The organism is Paenibacillus sp. W4I10 (genome assembly GCF_030816325.1).
GTDB lineage: Bacteria > Bacillota > Bacilli > Paenibacillales > Paenibacillaceae > Paenibacillus > Paenibacillus amylolyticus_B.
In genome coordinates this window covers 4,933,976-4,953,083 of sequence record NZ_JAUSXX010000001.1, presented here as the reverse complement: position 1 = coordinate 4,953,083, position 19,108 = coordinate 4,933,976, and the positions used below count along the sequence as shown (strand labels likewise).

The 19,108-nt window shown below is 48.2% G+C and carries 11 protein-coding genes and 1 pseudogene; all 12 read left to right on the top strand.

Annotated features, from left to right (window positions below; genetic code table 11):
- The first annotated feature begins 281 nt into the window (after positions 1-281).
- The 12 genes and pseudogenes from QF049_RS22300 to QF049_RS22245 all read left to right on the top strand — a co-directional run bounded on the left by QF049_RS22300 (position 282) and on the right by QF049_RS22245 (position 19,074).
- Complete coding sequence (locus QF049_RS22300) at positions 282-3,065, top strand: glycoside hydrolase family 3 C-terminal domain-containing protein (RefSeq protein ID WP_307540673.1); 2,784 nt, start codon at positions 282-284, stop codon at positions 3,063-3,065.
- Positions 3,066-3,252: 187 nt separating this feature from the next.
- Positions 3,253-3,444 (top strand): hypothetical protein, encoded by a 192-nt coding sequence (locus tag QF049_RS22295; protein ID WP_062837718.1) that lies wholly within the window; start codon positions 3,253-3,255, stop codon positions 3,442-3,444.
- Positions 3,445-3,894: 450 nt separating this feature from the next.
- Positions 3,895-4,659, top strand: a complete 765-nt coding sequence (locus QF049_RS22290; RefSeq protein ID WP_307540671.1) for a copper homeostasis protein CutC — start codon at positions 3,895-3,897, stop codon at positions 4,657-4,659.
- Positions 4,660-4,689: 30 nt separating this feature from the next.
- Positions 4,690-6,150 carry an alpha-L-fucosidase gene (locus tag QF049_RS22285; protein ID WP_307540669.1) on the top strand — a complete coding sequence of 487 codons (1,461 nt, stop codon included), beginning with the start codon at positions 4,690-4,692 and terminating at the stop codon, positions 6,148-6,150.
- Position 6,151: 1 nt separating this feature from the next.
- Complete coding sequence (locus QF049_RS22280) at positions 6,152-7,921, top strand: glycoside hydrolase family 35 protein (protein WP_307540667.1); 1,770 nt, start codon at positions 6,152-6,154, stop codon at positions 7,919-7,921.
- Between the two features lie 266 nt (positions 7,922-8,187).
- Complete coding sequence (locus tag QF049_RS22275; protein ID WP_307540665.1) at positions 8,188-9,054, top strand: sugar phosphate isomerase/epimerase family protein; 867 nt, start codon at positions 8,188-8,190, stop codon at positions 9,052-9,054.
- Between the two features lie 253 nt (positions 9,055-9,307).
- Positions 9,308-10,368: pseudogene (locus tag QF049_RS22270) on the top strand (Gfo/Idh/MocA family protein).
- Positions 10,369-11,217: 849 nt separating this feature from the next.
- The gene (locus tag QF049_RS22265; protein WP_307540663.1) at positions 11,218-12,630 is read left to right on the top strand and encodes an alpha-L-fucosidase; all 1,413 of its coding nucleotides are present in this window, start codon (positions 11,218-11,220) and stop codon (positions 12,628-12,630) included.
- A 379-nt stretch (positions 12,631-13,009) separates the two neighbouring features.
- Entirely contained in the window at positions 13,010-13,987 is a 978-nt protein-coding gene (locus QF049_RS22260) for an ABC transporter permease (RefSeq protein ID WP_373428286.1), read from the top strand.
- Between the two features lie 15 nt (positions 13,988-14,002).
- Entirely contained in the window at positions 14,003-14,911 is a 909-nt protein-coding gene (locus QF049_RS22255) for a carbohydrate ABC transporter permease (protein ID WP_307540661.1), read from the top strand.
- Between the two features lie 130 nt (positions 14,912-15,041).
- Positions 15,042-16,679: a type 2 periplasmic-binding domain-containing protein gene (locus QF049_RS22250; protein WP_307540659.1), complete on the top strand. Its 1,638-nt coding sequence runs from the start codon at positions 15,042-15,044 to the stop codon at positions 16,677-16,679.
- Positions 16,680-16,854: 175 nt separating this feature from the next.
- A complete protein-coding gene (locus QF049_RS22245; protein WP_307540657.1) occupies positions 16,855-19,074 on the top strand; it encodes a helix-turn-helix domain-containing protein in 2,220 nt (739 codons plus the stop codon).
- Positions 19,075-19,108 lie beyond the last annotated feature (34 nt).

Here is a 19,108-nt window from a genome sequence, read left to right as displayed (position 1 = left end):
ACTATGTACAAGTGAATCTACCAGATCTCATAGAATATCTTTTATATAAAATGAGCGTAAGAAACAAACATGAAAACGGAGAGGACAGAAATAACCTGAAGAAGCATAAGCGTTCGCCTTTATCAACGGATTTCTCCCTTAGGAAAAGGGGATCAAGAAATCGGGGGATAAGAGTGATCGAAGGGTTGTTCTGTCATAGTAGTGGCCGAGTGTACGTTTTGTGAGTTCATTTTATATATAGCGATTCGTAGATATGGGGATGACAATCAGGAGGGAAATCATTGAGCACACATCAAATCGGAGTTCCATTGGAAGGGTTTGCAGAGTTTAGTCGTACGGTTGCCGCAGAAGGAGCCGTTTTACTCAGAAATGAAGGCCAAGTGCTTCCACTTCGTGAAAACGAAAACGTTTCAGTTTTTGGACGGATTCAAGTGAATTATTATCGCAGCGGCACGGGTTCAGGCGGTAGTGTCCATGTAGCCTACACAACGAATCTGCTCGATGGTCTGCGCAGCAAAAAGAATATAACGGTGAATGAAGAACTGGCAGCTGTCTATGAGAAGTGGATTGAAGAGAATCCATTTGATGATGGCGGAAAAGTATGGGCGGCCGAGCCATGGAATCAGAAAGAAATGCCTTTGACGGATGAACTGGTTGCACTGGCTAGAAGCAAATCCAGCAAAGCCATTATCGTGATTGGACGTACAGCAGGAGAAGATCAGGATAATGCGGATGCGCCAGGAAGTTACCAACTGACAGAAGATGAGAAAGCGATGTTGAAGCAAGTTACTTCGCAGTTTGAACACACAATCGTTGTGTTGAATGTCTCAAATATCATCGACATGAGCTGGTTAAACGAAACGTATCTACATCCGATCCAAGGCGTAATTTACTCCTGGCATGGCGGTATGGAGGGTGGTAATGCGATTGCCGATGTGCTGGCGGGGGACGTTACACCAAGCGGCAAACTGACAGATACGATTGCTTATTCCATTGAAGATTACCCTTCGACAAGCAACTACGGCAATGAGTTCAAGAACCTGTATCAGGAAGATATCTATGTAGGTTATCGTTATTTCGAAACGTTTCGACCTGAGCGCGTTCAGTTTGAATTCGGTTACGGCCTGTCTTATACGACGTTTTTGGCCCAGCACGAAGAAGCAAAATCCGTGTCCAAAGACGGCGAAACCTACATTGAAGTTCGTGTAAATGTGACTAACTCAGGCATAACATACGCGGGCAAAGAGGTTGTGCAAGTCTATTATGAAGCACCACAAGGCAAACTGGGACAACCGGTAAAGGCTTTGGTGGCTTTTGGCAAAACAGGATTGTTGCAGCCGGGCGAGTCAGAACTTCTGACGATCAGCTTCCCGATCCATGCCATGGCATCCTATGATGATGCAGGTGTTACAGGTTTTGCTTCCGCGTACGTATTGGAAGAAGGCACATACCGACTGCATGTAGGAACCAGTGTGAAACAAGTGCAGCACGTCAGCGTTGATGGCCAGGATGGCTATATTATTGAATCTCTTCAATTGGTGGAGCAACTGCAAGAAGCGATGGCCCCAACTGAAGATTTTACACGGATGAAACCAGGTTTGCGCAAGGAAGATGGATCTTATGAACTGACTTATGCAGAAGTACCTAAACGTAAGATATCCATGGCGAACCGGATTGAGCAGAAGCTCCCGCAAACGCTGGAGCAGACGGGTAATCAGGGCCACAAGCTGAGTGACGTTAAGGCTGGCAAAGTGAGTCTGGAAACCTTCATCGCTCAACTGAGTGATCAGGATCTGGCGGCGATTGTCCGTGGAGAAGGCATGAGCAGTCCGCTCGTTACTTCGGGGACGGCATCTGCATTTGGTGGTGTCAGCGACAGCCTGTTTAACTACGGTATTCCGGTAGCATGTACGGCAGATGGCCCGTCCGGTATTCGTATGGATAGTGGCGAGAAGGCAACACAGGTATCCATTGGTACGTTGCTTGCGGCGACATGGAACAAGGATCTTGTTGAAGAGTTGTATGTGATGGAAGGACAGGAATTGCTGAGAAATCAGGTGGATACCCTGCTCGGACCTGGACTCAATATCCGCCGGAGCCCGCTCAATGGTCGGAACTTTGAGTACTTCTCCGAAGATCCACTGATCTCGGGTGTATTTGCCGCAGCATGTACAAAAGGTATCATGAAGGGTGGTTCCAATGCCACACTGAAACACTTTGCCTGCAACAACCAGGAGAAACACCGTAGCAAAGTAGATGCCGTTGTCTCTGAGCGCGCACTGCGTGAAATTTACCTGAAAGGGTTCGAAATCGCTGTAAAAGAAGGCGGAGCGAACTCCATCATGACTTCCTACAACCCGGTTAACGGACACTGGGCAGCATCAAACTACGACCTGAACACCACGATTTTGCGTGGCGAATGGAATTTTGACGGAATCGTAATGACCGACTGGTGGGCGATTATGAACGATGTGACCGAAGGTGGAGAAGCTGATCGTAAATACACCAACTGGATGATCCGTGCGCAGAATGATCTCTACATGGTTGTACCGAACTACGGCGCAGAGATCAATGGCTGGGACGACAACACGATTGAATCCTTGGAAAATGGAACATTGACTCGCGGAGAGCTGCAACGCTCGGCGATCAACATCTGCAAGTTCATCATGAATGCACCGGTGTCCGGCAGAAAACATGAAATCGTGGAGAACGTCGCTTCGTTCCAAGCGAATGCATCCCTATCTGCTGCAAAAGCCCAGGCTCTGGTTGAGAACGCACAGGTGAAACCTGCGGTTACTGAACCCGTCTACATGAAAGTGAGCGAGGCCGGCCATTATCGGATTATCGTACAGATCATGTCCCCTGAGCCGGAACTCGCTCAAAGTGCATGTAACCTGCTCCTGAATGACCAGTTGGTAACCACCATTCAAACAAATGGTACGGAAGGCAAATGGATCAGACAGAAGCTTGTCAAAGTAGACCTTGAAGCAGGTCTGTATGAATTGAAACTGGACTTCACCAAACCAGGTCTCCAGATTGATTGGATCGAATTCAAGCAGGTTTAGAGGTAATCAGAAATATCTTGTGATAGCAGCAATCGAAAGGTTGTTCTGTCATCAAAAGCAGAATACGTTGCGAATGACAAAGGACACTGTACGCGGGTGTCCTTTGTTGTAACACAGAATAGCTACTGTTATGATAGTGTTATGAGATTCGTAGTTCTGAACAATGGGGTCAGGGGTGTTGCTAGGAATGAGAAATTATAATTTTTTGAGTCCAATCCTGCTGGTTGTGGTGGCGCTGATTGTAAGAGGCCTGGTGACTAACCTGGGAGTTCTTTTCGGCTTATCACAAGAAGTGGCCAGTAATATTGCCATGATAGCCATGATTATTGCTGCACTGATTATGTTTAATCGAATGACGAAGGCTCGGCGTAAAAAATAGAAAAAGCTCGGATAACGAGAAGGTTATCCAAGACACGAAGACACCCTCCGGGTGTCTTTTTTTGTATTGACGTTCTGATCCTAACGTTTTAGACTATTGCTAATAAATAATAACACTATAAATAACAAAAATAACAAAATTCATTAGATGAAGTGATGAAATCCGTTGCGCTCTCTATTTGCTAGCCCATTTCGGTCCCCAAAGGAGAATCCAATCATGAAGATCATTGCCGACAAACCATATATCGCTCAGGAAGGTCAGCCTATGCAGATTGCGATCTGGAAGCTGACCATCGTCAAATAATAATGAAGAAGGACCGCAGGAGCGCTGATGAAGCATTCAGTCGGTCCTTTATGTCATGGATCAGGCTGTGTGCAGTTCGAGTGATGTCTATCGATACGGGTTAACAGTTCTAGAATATTCAATGATGAAGTGAAGGGAGCAATCCTCATGAAGAGACAGCCTGTATTGGAAGTCATTGCTGTGGATGTGGAAGATGCCAAGGCAGCTGAGGAGGGAGGGGCCGATCGGATTGAGCTGGTGTCTGCGATGTCCGAAGGAGGGCTTACCCCCAGTTATGGCGTCATGGAGCATGTGGTGTCCCAGGTATCCATTCCGGTGTATGTCATGATCCGTCCGCATAGCCGCTCGTTCCGCTATAGCGTAGATGACATCCACGCCATGACCCGGGACGTACGCGTGGCGAGGGAACTTGGAGCCGCTGGCATTGTGATCGGCGCCCTCACAGGAGCTGGTGAAGTCGACCTCATATCCTTGCAATCATGTATGGCCGAAGCTCAGGGTTTGGGCGTTACGTTTCATCGTGCAATTGATGTGAGCACAAGCCTGACTGAGGCGCTCAAGACCATTAACACATTGGGCAACGTGGAGCGTGTGCTTACATCGGGAGGGAAACAGACAGCGCCTGAAGCGATGCTAGAACTGAAACAACTTCAGCAATTGGGGCAAACCCTGAACATCGCTGTCATGGCTGGCTCTGGGGTAACCGTAGATGGGATTCAGACCCTCGTCCAACAAACGGGTATCACGGAAATCCATATGGGATCAGGCGTGAGGTACGAAGGCAGCTTCGAACATCCCATTGATCCACATTTGGTTGAAGAAGCCCAGCAGCAGTTATTGCTTGCATCACAGCCATTCATGGACAGTAGTGTACTGAGTAGTGGTCCAAGCAAGGGTGGTCCTATGATATAGGGATGCGCTAAATAAAAGGAGTGATACGCCATGAATTATGAACTGCAACCAGCCGAATGGATTAAGTCCGCAGCACAGGTCAGCCCATCCGAACGCCAGCTGAGATGGCAGGAGATGGAGTTCTACGCGTTTATTCATTTTACGGTAAATACATTTACGGATCAGGAATGGGGCACTGGGGAGGAAGACCCGTTGATCTTCAATCCTTCTGAACTGAGCGCAGCGCAATGGGTGCAGGCATGCAAGGCTGCCGGGATGAAGGGGCTGATTTTGACGTGTAAGCATCATGATGGATTTTGTTTGTGGCCAAGCCAGTTTACAGCGCATACGGTCGCGGCCAGTCCATGGAGGAACGGTGCGGGGGATTTGGTTCAGGAAGTCGCCGATGCCTGCCGTGAGGGTGGATTAAAGTTTGGCGTGTACCTGTCTCCTTGGGATCGGCATGAAGCCACTTATGGAGATTCCGAGAGGTATAACGAGTTTTTCCTCCATCAGTTACGCGAGCTGCTTACGAATTATGGCGACATCTTCTGTGTATGGTTTGACGGCGCGTGTGGTGAGGGTCCGAATGGCAAAAGGCAGGTCTATGACTGGTACGCCTATTATGCGCTTATTCGTGAACTTCAGCCCGAAGCTGTCATCTCGGTATGCGGCCCGGATGTACGTTGGTGTGGCAATGAAGCGGGACACACACGGGAATCGGAATGGAGCGTTGTGCCAGCGCATATGCAGGATAATGAGAAGATTCAGGAGCAATCGCAGCAGGTGGATGATGGTGAGTTTGCAACAAGAGTCAATACACAGGACAGTGATTTGGGGAGCCGAGAGGTCATTCGTTCCCAAGGTGACCAACTGATCTGGTACCCTGCCGAGGTGAATACCTCAATTCGCCCAGGATGGTTCTATCATGCCAGTGAAGATGATCAGGTCAAAACACTGGAAGAACTGCTCGCCGTTTATTACGGCGCAGTGGGGGGCAACGCCACCTTTTTACTCAATCTGCCACCGGATACGCGTGGTCTCATTCATGAACGGGATGTGGAGCGACTACAGGAATTGGGAGATTCACTGCGCACCATTTTCAGGGAAAATTTGGCCTTGCAGGCGCTAGTAAAAGCATCGGAGACGATGGATGAACAACATGCCGTATCGGAAGTGCTGACGGAACGCCGGGAAACGTATTGGTGTCCTCACGAAGGAACGGAGCAGGCTTGGATCGAGCTGGATTTGCACCAAGAAACAACGTTTGACCGGGTGGTGCTGATGGAACATATCCAGACAGGCCAACGGATTGAGCGTTTTACACTGGAGTCGCAGAGGGCAGATGGTGGTTGGGAAGAGTTTTACAAGGGGACGGTGGTGGGGCATAAGCGAATTTGCTGTTTCCCACAGGTCACATCGAGAAAGATGCGTTTAAGCATTCATGAATCCAGATGGTATCCTACGTTGTCGGGGTTAGGCATATATCTGAGCGAGCGGGGAGGGTTGTAAAATGGCGGTGCTAACGTATAAAGGTTCACAATTTATGTATGATGGCGAGCCTATTCGGATTTTGTCGGGTGCCATCCATTATTTTAGAGTGGTCCCCGACTATTGGGAGGATCGGTTACTCAAGTTAAAAGCCTGCGGTTTCAATACAGTGGAAACGTATGTGCCGTGGAATGTTCATGAGCCGCAGCCCGGGCAGTATTGTTTTGAAGGCATGGCTGATCTGGAACGATTTATTCGCATTGCGGGAGATGTGGGTCTGCATGTGATTGTTCGTCCAAGTCCTTATATATGTGCCGAGTGGGAGTTTGGCGGATTACCCGCCTGGCTGCTTGCCGATGATGAAATTCGTCTGCGGTGTAATGATGCAAAATTTCTGAAGCATGTGGATCGTTATTATGATGTGCTTTTGCCCAAATTGAAACCTCTTCTGAGCACCCATGGCGGGCCGATCATTGCAATGCAAATTGAAAATGAGTACGGCAGCTTCGGGAACGACGCGAGTTACCTGCAATATTTACGTGATGGCATGGTAGCACGCGGTATGGATGTGCTTTTGTTTACTTCGGATGGACCGACAGATCACATGCTACAGGCAGGGTCGGTACCAGGGCATCTGGCTACGGTCAATTTTGGATCAGGGACGCAAGGAGCGTTCGTCAAGCTGCGTGAATATCAGGCAGAAGAACCTTTGATGTGCATGGAGTACTGGAACGGCTGGTTCGACCACTGGGGAGAGTCACATCATACCCGAGAAGCCGCAGATGTAGCTGTTGTGTTTGAAGAGATGCTTCGGGCAGGTGCTTCGGTTAACTTTTATATGTTCCACGGTGGAACAAACTTTGGATTTTATAACGGGGCCAACTGTCAGCAGAAGGATCAATATGAACCCACCATTACAAGTTACGATTACGATTCACTGCTCAGTGAATCCGGGGAGCCGACAGCGAAATTTCATGCCGTACGTGATCTTATTGCTCGGTATATCAACGAAGATCTGGGTGAGCTTGTGCTGCCAGAATCAAAGGGAACCATCGCCTATGGGCGAGTTGAGTTGAACCAGCATGCGTCATTACTTACACAATTGGACCGGATATCAGCCCCGGTGCAACGCACGAATCCAGAACCGATGGAGAAGCTGGGTCAGGATTATGGATTTATTTGTTATCAAACCCGAATATCCGGGCCCAGGGAGCGACAGGAACTGGTGGTTCAGGAGGTGCATGACCGTGCGCTTGTGTTTATTGATGGGCAATTTCAAGGTGTGCTCGAACGGGGGAATACAACATTGTCGGTATCCTTTGAAGTGCCGCCAGAGGGCGCAGAACTATTGATCTTTGTCGAAAATATGGGGCGAATCAACTATGGTCCATACCTGAGAGATCCGAAGGGGATTACGGAGGGGGTGCGACATGGCTTTCAATTTCTATATGATTGGACGATTCATTGTCTGCCTTTAACTGATCTGTCTGGCTTGCATTTCAGCGATGTGATTAGCGAAGCAATTAACGAAGCCCAGGGACCGGCATTTTATCAAGGAAAGTTTCATATCACGGATGTAAGAGATACTTTTCTGCGACTGGATAACTGGACCAAGGGAGTTGTATTTGTAAACGGATTCAATCTGGGTCGTTACTGGAATAAAGGACCGCAAAAAACGTTGTACGTACCTGCCCCGCTCCTTCGCAAAGGTGAGAATGAAATCATGGTATTTGAGCTTCATCAGACGTCAGAACTGGCCGTAACGTTTGTGGATACACCGGATTTGGGCTAGAAAAGGAAAATAGTAGAGCCAAACGATTATTGAGAATTGTCGTGTCCGCCGGAAAAAGGTATACGTTGGGTATGGACATTGACTAGGGCGTGTCTGAAAACTCCGAAGGACGCAGATTTTGCCGAATTTTCGTTCCAAGCAAGGAAATTTTCCGCAGGCGTGCCGGGGCACGTCAAGGGAAAGTGACGCAGCAGGGGGCGAAAAGGTGGTAAAAGATGCACTTCAGTGAGTTTTGAGACACGTCCTAAAGGAGAGGATGAGGAAAAATGAAAGTTGGACTCAGCACCTACAGTCTGCAACAAGCACTGGATCGTAAAGAATTAACCGTACCAGATGCCATTCGTTGGATCGCCGATCAGGGCGGGGAACATGTGGAGATTGTACCGATGGGATTCAGTCTGATCGATAATCCGGAATTAATTGATGAGATCAAAGCTGTGGCAAAAGAGGTAGGGATCGACATTTCCAATTATGCCATCGGCGCTAACTTTGTTGTGCAGGAGGACGCCGAAGCGTTGGAGCAAGAGATCCAGAATGTGATGCGACATGTGGATGTGGCTGCCGCGTTAGGTGTGAAGCTGATGCGTCATGACGTGGCTTTCCGCCCTGCACCAGAGGGAACTGTAGCACAGTTCGAGATCGACCTACCGGTACTGGTGAAAGCCTGTCAGCGGATAGCCGATTATGCAGCGGGTTTTGGAATCACAACAAGCGTGGAGAACCATGGGTACTATGTGCAGTCGAGTGAGCGAATTCAGCGTTTGTTACACGAAACGGCGCGGAGCAACTTCAAGACCACACTGGATGTTGGCAATTTCCTCTGTGTGGATGAAGATCCGGTGAGTGCGGTGAAAAATAATATTCCCTACGCGTCGATTGTGCATGCCAAAGACTTCTATTGGAGACCTTCCTACCGAAATCCCGGTGAAGGCTGGTTCCAAACCTCGCATGGCAATTACCTGCGCGGTGCCATTGTGGGCCAAGGCGATATCGACATGCCTGAGGTATTCAGTGTGTTGAAACAAACCGGGTATGACGGATATATCTCGGTAGAATTTGAAGGCATGGAGGATTGCAAAACCGCCTCACGTATTGCTATGGATAACGTCCGCCGCCTATGGGAAGAGGCATAGGGCTGAGTACTTGTTTTAAATGAATAAAATTGAATCAAATTCTAAAGAAGGCGTGAGTAACAGAGGGGAAGCTTGGAACTGTAGGAGCGTTAGCGACCGCCTTTGTCTGCGGATTTCAACCGCTAGAGCGGTCAATAAAAGAAATTTGCAGACAACAGCGGCCGAAAGCCCAAGCATTCACCGTCGTTACATTAAGCCGAATATTATAAATTCTTGAGTCAATTCATATGAAAACGATGGAGGAATCAGCACTATGTCCAAATTGAAAGTCGCCGTCATCGGTGCCGGATCAATATCCGATTGCCATTTGCAAGCCTACGCCAGTAACCCGGACGTTGAAATATACGCGATCTGCGACCTGAATGCAGAACGTGCCGCAGAAGTCGCGAAGCAATATAATGCACCTCATGTGTTTACCGATTATAAAGAACTACTGGCAATGCCCGAGATCCATTCCGTCAGCATCTGTACATGGAACGATTCCCATGCCGAGATTAGTATTGCTGCCCTGGACGCGGGCAAAAACGTGTTATGTGAGAAACCACTCTGCCAAACGGTGGAGGATGCCCTCGAGGTAGAGAGAAAGCCGTTCATCGCAGTGGGAAGCTGCTGCAAGTTGGTTTTGTTCGCCGCTATAGTGACAATGCACAGATTCTGAAGAAGTTTATCGACGAGGGTGAACTGGGTGAAATCTATTATGCCAAAGCCTCCAGTCTTCGTCGTCTGGGCAATCCCGGTGGCTGGTTCTCGGATGTCAAACGCTCCGGCGGTGGCCCGCTGATTGATATCGGGGTGCATGTGATCGACATTTGCTGGTATCTGATGGGCAGACCGAAGGTGAAATCCGTCTCCGCCAACGTGTCCAACCGATTGGGGAACCGCTCGAACATTAACAATCTGTCGTTCTACAAAGCAGCGGACTATGATGCGGAACAGAACACCGTTGAGGATATGGCAAATGCCCTGATTCGTTTCGAGAACGGCGCGAGCCTGCTCGTGGACGTCAGCTTCACGCTACATGCCAAAGCGGATGAGACTTCGGTCAAACTATATGGCGACAAAGGCGGTGCCGAGCTGGAGCCGGAAATTTCGATCATCGGTGAGAAATTCAATACCATTTTGAACATGACGCCACAGGTAGATTTCAAATCTTTCGACTTTATGGGATCGTTCCGCAATGAAATCAACCATTTTATCGACAGCACACAGGGCCGCAAAGAAACACTTAGTCCCGTCGAAGACGGCGTCGAAGTGATGAAAATGCTCTGTGCCATCTACGAATCAGCCCGTCAAGGCCGCGAAATCACGCTGTAAAGGTAGGATTGTATTGCGTTGTTACGCTACGTTGTTACTTTACTGCTCCCGTGGCATTGAAAGTTATGAGCACTTCGCTCCTTTTCAATGAAAAGCTCCGCTAGGGGCGGGATTCGGAGCCGTTCTCTCCGCTCGCCGTTAGAGCAGAGCATGGAGCGAGCGCTAACGAATCTGAGGCGTCTTATTCAAGGATTCGAAGCACTAGCAGAAATCTAAGGAACCTAGCACAAGATATATAAGAATAAACAGCAGTTTACAGCGCTTTTACCACCTAATTTCGGGAAATAACGTGTCTGATGTTCCTTACAATTTAAAAAGAGGACCAAAAGGCTAAATAAGACGCCCTGTGTTTCCTTAGATAATTTTCTACCCATTTGCCAGGAATCAGCCGCTTGGATTTCGAGACGTTATAAACGCGCTGACATCCATCATCGTAAATCTTCCCTGAACTGAGTTGAAGACACATCCTATAGAGACTTACCGTTTACGCCATAACAGAGAGTGCAGAACCAATCCGAAACAACGAATCGCACTCTCTCTGCTCTTGTATTTCCCTATAGAAACGAGGGAAATAAGGAATCCATAGTAATTGGAGAGGGCACCGCACTCGAAATAACAAAGTTACTACGCCCCTTAACAGTTAAACTAAGCGTTTACGCCAAAACGGAGAGTACAGAACCAATCTGAAGAAGCGAAGCGCTCGCCTTTATCACCGGATTTCCAACAATTATAAAGTGAAATAAAAGAAATCCGGGGATAACAGCGATCGAAAGATGGTACTGCACTCGGAGTGACCAGGCGTAACATACAAGGTCTATCTTTTATCTAATCCAGAGGAGATGAAACAGGATGAGCGAAACCAAAGAAACCGTACTGGAGCAGGAAGAGCAGATTGTCGAAGCCGGCGTGCACAATTTTAGCAAAGAGGAAGAGTGGATCAAACCGGAGGATCCGCTGCTGAATGAGCGGTTGGAGTGGTTCAAGGACCAGAAGCTGGGGCTGATGATGCACTGGGGGCCGTATTCCCAGCTTGGTCTCGTCGAGTCCTGGGCGCTGAGTGACGAGGATGGCGATTGGTCGCGCGATGACATTGACTGGACGGATGACATGGAAGACTTCAAGCGGGAATATTTTGATCTGAACAAAACCTTCAATCCGATTCGTTTCCAGCCTGAGGAATGGGCACAGATGGCGGCAGATAACGGGTTCAAATACTTCCTGTTCACCACCAAGCACCATGACGGTTTCTGCATGTGGGATACCAAAACGACGGATTACCGGATCACGGGTAAGGACACGCCTTTTCATACCCATAAGTATGCGGACATCTGTCGAGCATTATTTGACGCTTTCCGGGCCAAAGGACTGGGTATCTCAGCGTATTTCTCCAAAGCGGACTGGCATACCCCTTATTACTGGGCACCGGGCATGGAGCGTGGACGTCATATGTGGCGCGGCCCTTCGTATGATCCCCATAAGTATCCGTGGCTGTGGGAGAAATTCGTGGAGTTCACACATGAGCAGATCATGGAACTGCTGACCAATTACGGGCGGATCGAGTGTCTGTGGCTGGATGCCGGTTGGGTGCGCGAAGGTCGCCATGGTCAGGATATCAGGCTGGGAGAAGTCGTGGAACGGGCGCGTCAGACCACACAACCTTGGCTCCTGTCTGCAGATCGCACCGTGGGTGGACCGTATGAGAATATCGTTACCCCTGAGCAGACCATACCGGAACATCCGATGAACATTCCATGGGAGAGCTGTATTACCGTGGGGAACTCCTTTGCCTTCGGATTCGATGATCAATATAAAACGGGAAGACAGCTGGCACATATTCTGCTTGAAGTCGTGTCCAAGGGCGGTAACCTGGCGCTGAACGTAGGACCACAACCCGATGGGCGTCTGCCAAAAGGGGCAATTCGAGGCATCAAGGGCCTCGGTGAATGGTTAGGTACTCATGGAGAAGGTGTCTATGGAACCCGGATCTGCGGGCCATATTTTACGAAAGATTGGGCTTTCACACAGAAAGAAGAGATCAACACCGTATATGCCTTCCGTTTGTACCGAAACGAGAATGAGACCGTACAACTACAGTTAATCATTCCTTATCTGGAAAAGGTAGAGCGGATCGAACTCGTCGGTAGCGATGACGTACTTTCGTATCAGCAGACGGAAGACGGACTTCTCGTGGAACTGCCACAATCCGCTACAACCGGTGCATTACCCATCACACATACGTTCAGATTGATCACAAGCGCATAGAGATTGTTCCAGTGTGTTCCCCTTCTCGGTGCTGAATCGGTAACTTTTTGAACATGCATGCATAGAATGCCATGTCAATTCCGGGGGAGATATAACCACCTCCGGGATTTTTTTATTCATACATAAGGAACATAATTCCCACCAAAAACAGCTCGTAATCGCTTGCCACACAAGGGTTTATGGAATAAAGAGTAGTCGGAGAAAATTGCAAATTGATAAAAGTTTACCGGGCGATGTATTATCAAATCAAGAAAGCGCTACCTGGTATGAATGTTTACATCGTTTATGTTTAACAAGGAAACGAGAACAGAAAAAAGGATGTTTAAGGGATGTAAATGTAATGTATTATTACACTCGAGGTGTAGGAGGAGTGACGCAAATGAGTCGAGCTACGGAAAGCATACCCGCCAAGATGGAACTCCAGCAGAGGAAACATGTGGAGCCCAAGCGGCAGCATCCATTCATCAAAAGCCTCAAGAAACACTGGGAGCTCTACCTGCTCGTGCTGCCCCCGGTGTTGTATCTGTTGATCTTCAAGTACATCCCTATGGTGGGTGTCCAGATTGCCTTCAAGGACTTCAGTGTGGTCAAAGGAATCTGGGGAAGCCCGTGGGTTGGATTCAAACATTTTGAAGCCTTCTTCCAATCTCCAAACTTCTGGCTGTTAATCAAAAACACGATAGGCATTAGCTTCTATTCCTTAATTGCGGGTTTCCCTATTCCCATCCTGCTGGCGCTGGCGCTGAATGAGATTCGAACGGGTTACTTCAAGAAGACCGTGCAAATGGTCACTTACGCTCCGCATTTTATCTCAACCGTTGTCATGGTATCCATTATCATTCTGATGCTCTCCCCACATGTGGGCGTGGTAGACAAGTTGTTCTCACTGCTCGGCTTCCCAATGACCAACTTCATGGGCATTCCGGAATACTTCAAATCGATCTATGTCTGGTCAGGTGTGTGGCAGGGCATGGGATATTCATCCATCATATATATCGCAGCTCTTGCTGGTGTTGATCCATCCCTGTATGAGGCAGCGAAGATGGACGGCGCATCAAGACTTCGGAAAATCTGGCACATTGACCTTCCAACACTCGTTCCAGTCACCGTCATCATGCTGATTCTGAGTCTGGGCAGCATTATGGGCGTGGGCTTCGAGAAAATATACCTGATGCAGAATCCGCTCAACACAAGCGCTTCGGAGGTCATCTCCACGTATGTGTACAAGGTGGGTCTGATCGGAGCGAATTTCAGCTTCTCCTCGGCAGTAGGGTTCTTCAACTCCATTATCAACCTGATCCTGCTGGTTATCGTCAACGGCATATCGCGCAAAGTATCCCAGAACAGTTTGTGGTAAAGGAGGAGCTTATCCATGTTCAACCTGATTAATCGTAACCGGATCAAGGACCCGCTTGGTGACCGCATTTTTATGACACTTAACTACATCTTTCTGTTCGCCATACTGCTAACGGTGTTTTACCCGCTCTTGTATATCATCAGTTCTTCGTTCAGCTCTTCACGAGCCGTGACATCCGGCCAGGTGTGGCTGTTCCCGGTAGACTTTAACATTAAGGCGTACATCTCCATTTTCAAAAGCCAACAGCTTATGCTCGGTTTCTATAACACGATCATCTATACCGTGGTGGGCACGTTCATTAACGTGGTGCTGACCGTCATGCTGGCGTATCCCTTGTCACGAAAATCGTTCTATGGACGAGGGGTCATCATTATTTTCATGATGATCACGATGTTCTTTGATGGTGGTCTGATCCCCACCTACCTCTTGATGAAGGATTTGCACCTGCTGGATACACGCTGGGCGATGTGGCTGCCCGGGGCGCTCGCAGTATTCCAGGTCATCGTGGCAAGGACTTTCTTCCAATCTTCCATCCCGGAAGAACTCGGGGAGGCCGCCGAAATGGACGGTTGCCGGGATATCCGGTATCTGATCAGCGTAGTTCTTCCCTTATCAAAGCCCATTCTGGCAGTCATGACACTCATGTATGCCGTAGGTCACTGGAATGCGTACTTTGATGCACTGATCTACCTGCGTTCCGAGAAATTGTTCCCTCTGCAATACGTGCTTCGCAATCTGCTCATCCTGAATGCGGCTGATCCGGCGATGCTTGCCAATACCAGCCAACAGATGCGGGACCAAGGTTTCGAACAGGTGTTGAAATATGCACTGATTGTTGTCGCGAGCATTCCAATTCTGATCATGTATCCATTTGTACAGAAGCATTTTGTTAAAGGGGTCATGGTTGGGTCCCTGAAAGGTTAATCCTTGTGAGTTAAGCCCGGTTGCCTCTTGAAAGGAGGTGGAAGGAACACGCCGGCTTCCGGGATCGATTTTTATACACGTGCAGTACAAGTCAATAATTTGCCGTTATGAACAAAAAGGAGGAGTCAGATTGAGAAAATCTTGGATTTCGATGTTGTTTCTGGTCTTTGCTTCGATGGCTTTGTTGTCCGCATGCAGTTCATCCGAGGAATCGGGTGGAAGTAGCGACGGTAGCGGGGAGAGCGGCGGTCCTGTAACCATGACCCTCTTTGCTCCGCAAGGCAAAGCGTCCATGGAAGAGAATGAATTCACCCAATTTATCGAAGACAAGTTCGACGTTACCCTGAAATGGGATCTGGCCCCAACGGACGCCTTACAGGATCGCAGACAATTGCTGCTAGCCAGTGGTGATTATCCGGAAGTGTTTCTTCACGGCAAGTTCACCACTTCAGATCTACAAACCTATGGAAAACAGGGCGTGTTCCTTCCGCTACAGGATCTGATTCAGGAGTATGGTCCGAATCTGACCAAGATTATGGAAGAGAAGCCATACTTCAAAGAAGCCATCACGGCACCGGATGGCAACATCTATGCTTTGCCGATCTTCAATGAATGTTACCACTGCACGTATGCACAGAAATACTGGATCAACACGGAGTGGCTCGATAATCTGGGTCTGAAAATGCCAACCACAACCGATGAACTGTATACCGTTCTGAAGGCGTTTAAGACACAGGATCCAAACGGTAACGGGAAAGCGGACGAGATTCCACTTACAGGCGCACCGAACAAGTATGTATGGAATGGCAACATTGATGCCTACCTGATGAATAGTTTTATATACAATGATAACGACAAGTATCTGATCGTGAACGATGGCAAGGTGAGTTTTGCCGCCAATCAGGAAGGCTGGAAGAAAGGGCTGGAGTACATGAACAAGCTCTATGCAGATGGCCTGATTGATCCGGCTTCCTTTACACAGAACGATCAGGCAATCGGACAACTGGGCAACAAAGAAGGCGATGAAGTGGTAGGTTCCATTACGACGGCACTGGTCAGTTATCTCGTAAATACCTATGACAAAGACATCACCCGTCACCAACACTGGGAGATTGTCCCTCCGTTGAAAGGGCCGGATGGAGTGCAGACGACAGGTGCCACGCAGAGCGTCGGTGAGTTTGAGTTTGCCATTACCAACAAAGCGACAGAAGCACAGCAGATTGCCGCCATCAAAATTGTGGACTACATGTTCAGTGAAGAAGGTGCGCTGTACGCAGAGTATGGACCAACCGAAGGCAAGGGCTGGAAAAAGGCAGATGCCGATGAGAAAAACATCAATGGCGAGCCTGCCAAATACAGTTACTACAACCTGCCTGAGCGTGATCCAAACGTTGTTGTGAACGAGAGTTGGTCACAGATCGGAGCGCATGACTTGTCCAACACATTCCGTAATCTGTTTGCCGAAGGACAGAATCCTTTGGAAGCAGAGGGTTATGGTACACGTCTAGCTCAAGCTACCAATGTGTATGAACCCTATGCACCAAAAGAAGTATACCCTGCGAACGTATTTATCCGTCCAGAGGATACGGAATCAGCTGCACAACTGACTACGGCCATCAAGGATTATGTGCAGACGAATATGGCACAGTTCATTATTGGCAGCAAGAGCATTGATAAGGAATGGGATTCGTATGTCAAAGGCTTCGATGGTCTCGGACTGAGTAATTACCTTGAGATCTACCAGCGTGCCATTGAGAAGAATCAATAATTGAAGGATTGAATATAGAGGCTGTCCCGTCTGTCACCCGTGACCGGGATGGTCTTCTCCTATGACAACCCCACGTCATCCGATATAATGTACTGAATATTTATGGAAAATTAGCGATCAGCACAGATGTTTGTCGTCATTCAGCATGAACAGTAATGGTGGGGGGATCTCGGAGATGAACAACAATTGGTTTAGACGTTTGCTGTTATCGTATCTGCCTGTTTTTTTTATTGTGACGACCATTCTATTCTTTATTTTCTTTCAAGTATTCAATGAACAGAACCGTAGAGAAGCGCTCAAGGCCAATGAATTTCTGGCCTCTCAGGTCACGCAATATCTGGACAACTCCCTGCGCTCCATCGACTTCAAGGTACTGCGTGAGATTTTGACCAACCCTAACTTGAAGAATTATTTCTCGGTATCTGGCAGCGATGATGTGTATGCCGGCATTCAGGCGGTCCAGGTGGTTGATGAATTGAAAATAGAGTATCCGCTGATTGATTCTATTTATCTCGTTCGATACGGGGATGGCACGGTCTTCAGTAACGGGAAGGCTGTTCCGATTGAAGAGTTCCCGGATGCAGACTTTATTGCAGATAGCCGGTCAAGGGATGAACAGAAGTGGGCAGGAGCACGAGCGTTCCGAGCTTTTCCTTCGCAAGCAACTGAGCAGGTGATTACGATTGTGCGAAGTGTAGGAAACGGCAAAGGACTTGTGGTGACAAACGTGGACCTGAGTACCCTGAGAAAATCCATTATGCAGATGTATGATCCGGAATTTACGTTTGTGAACATCTTCAACCGTTCGGGCGACAATCTGTGGGATAGCAGCATGCCAGGAGGGGTTGCAGCTTCTACTAAAACCACATCGGGAGAAGTCTTCTCCGAATTTACGTCGAGTTATAGTGGTTGGAAAGTGCAGACAGGTCTCAATAATGGAAAAATCGTCAAATGGACTCTGCAATTTTATAATATCTGGTTTGCCTTTGCTGTAGTGGTTGTGTTGATCGGGGTGGTGTGGGTGATCTACGTGACCCGTAGAAATTACAAGCCGATTCAGCAGATTGTCACGTTAATTCAGACCGTCTCTTCACAGAAGCAATCCGGACTGAACTATGGCAAAGAGAATGAATTCCGATTCATCCATACAACGTTGGAACGCATGATTGATCAGACGAGACAATATCAGGAGGAGCATGAAGAGAATTTGATTTTGCAGAAAAAAATGTTCTTTCAGGAGTTGCTGGAAGGCACACGAGACTTTACGAGCACAGAGCTGACAGCAGAGATGAAGAAGTTCAAACTGCCTGAGTTGGAGCATCGTTGGGCCGTCATGGTAATTGAAATGGATCGGTATGATGCATTTGTGACGGAGTATCATCATCAGGACCAATCCCTCCTGAAATTTGTGTTATCCAGTATTCTGCAGGAGAGTGCACGTCATGAAGGAACGGAAGTATGGGCTGAATGGATCTCCGATCAGCGTCTGTACGCCATCCTCTGGATTCCGGAAATGGAACAGGCCGATGAGACTGAGCATCGATTACTCGCTGGTTATCTGGACAGAATCGATCAGTATCTGAACTTCACAGTCACCATTGGTGTGGGTCGGGTTGCTGTCGATATTCGGGGGTTGAGAGCTTCATTGAAAGAAGCTGTACACGCGCTGGAGTACAAGGCTGTACTGGGCATAAATCGCATCATTCCGTGTAGCGATGTGCCGAATTCGACCAATGATGTGTATGAGTTCCTGAAGACCATCTCACTGCTGGTACAGGCAATGCGTTTATCGGACGATGTCTGGGAAAAACATTTTGAAAGACTGTTTGAACAAATCAGTGAGTCCGTCCTGTCCCGTCAGGAGATTATGAATACGATCCAATTGTTATTTCAACATTACAATCGGGAATTCGCCGAACTTCCACGGGAGTATCAGGATTCGTGGGCCGCTATATTCACCCCGCTTCTCCCAAGGCTTGAGGGCTGGGAGACTTTAGACGATTTGCGCGAGCTGTGCTGGGAAGGGTTCCGGGAACTGGCCCTGCAGATGAAGACGCTGCAATGTTCGCGAAAACACAGATCTCATATTCTCGAGATTCGAAAATACATTGAAGAGCATTACAATAATCCCGATCTGTCGCTGAACTACCTTAGTGATCTATTCGATATTAATCCGAAGTATCTGAGCAAGCTTTTCAAGGATGAGATTGGGGAGAAGTTTGTGGATCTGCTCATTAGTCATCGCATCGAAAAAGCCAAATTGCTCATGCAGGAGACGGATAAGGCCATTCAGGAGATCAGTGAGGAAGTGGGTTACACGAATTATAATTCCTTCAACCGGGCCTTCAAGAACGTGGTGGGTGTGGCACCAAGTGACTACCGCAAAGCCATGTGATGTAAGTGCACCCGCCTAACTAATTCCGAACGCA

Bases quoted from the DNA above. Each gene is read 5' to 3' on its own strand.
- QF049_RS22280 (WP_307540667.1), top strand. From the start codon at position 6,152: ATGGCGGTGCTAACGTATAAAGGTTCACAATTTATGTATGATGGCGAG.
- QF049_RS22255 (WP_307540661.1), top strand. From the start codon at position 14,003: ATGTTCAACCTGATTAATCGTAACCGGATCAAGGACCCGCTTGGTGAC.
- QF049_RS22285 (WP_307540669.1), top strand. From the start codon at position 4,690: ATGAATTATGAACTGCAACCAGCCGAATGGATTAAGTCCGCAGCACAG.
- QF049_RS22265 (WP_307540663.1), top strand. From the start codon at position 11,218: ATGAGCGAAACCAAAGAAACCGTACTGGAGCAGGAAGAGCAGATTGTC.
- QF049_RS22275 (WP_307540665.1), top strand. From the start codon at position 8,188: ATGAAAGTTGGACTCAGCACCTACAGTCTGCAACAAGCACTGGATCGT.
- QF049_RS22290 (WP_307540671.1), top strand. From the start codon at position 3,895: ATGAAGAGACAGCCTGTATTGGAAGTCATTGCTGTGGATGTGGAAGAT.
- QF049_RS22260 (WP_373428286.1), top strand. From the start codon at position 13,010: ATGAGTCGAGCTACGGAAAGCATACCCGCCAAGATGGAACTCCAGCAG.
- QF049_RS22295 (WP_062837718.1), top strand. From the start codon at position 3,253: ATGAGAAATTATAATTTTTTGAGTCCAATCCTGCTGGTTGTGGTGGCG.
- QF049_RS22245 (WP_307540657.1), top strand. From the start codon at position 16,855: ATGAACAACAATTGGTTTAGACGTTTGCTGTTATCGTATCTGCCTGTT.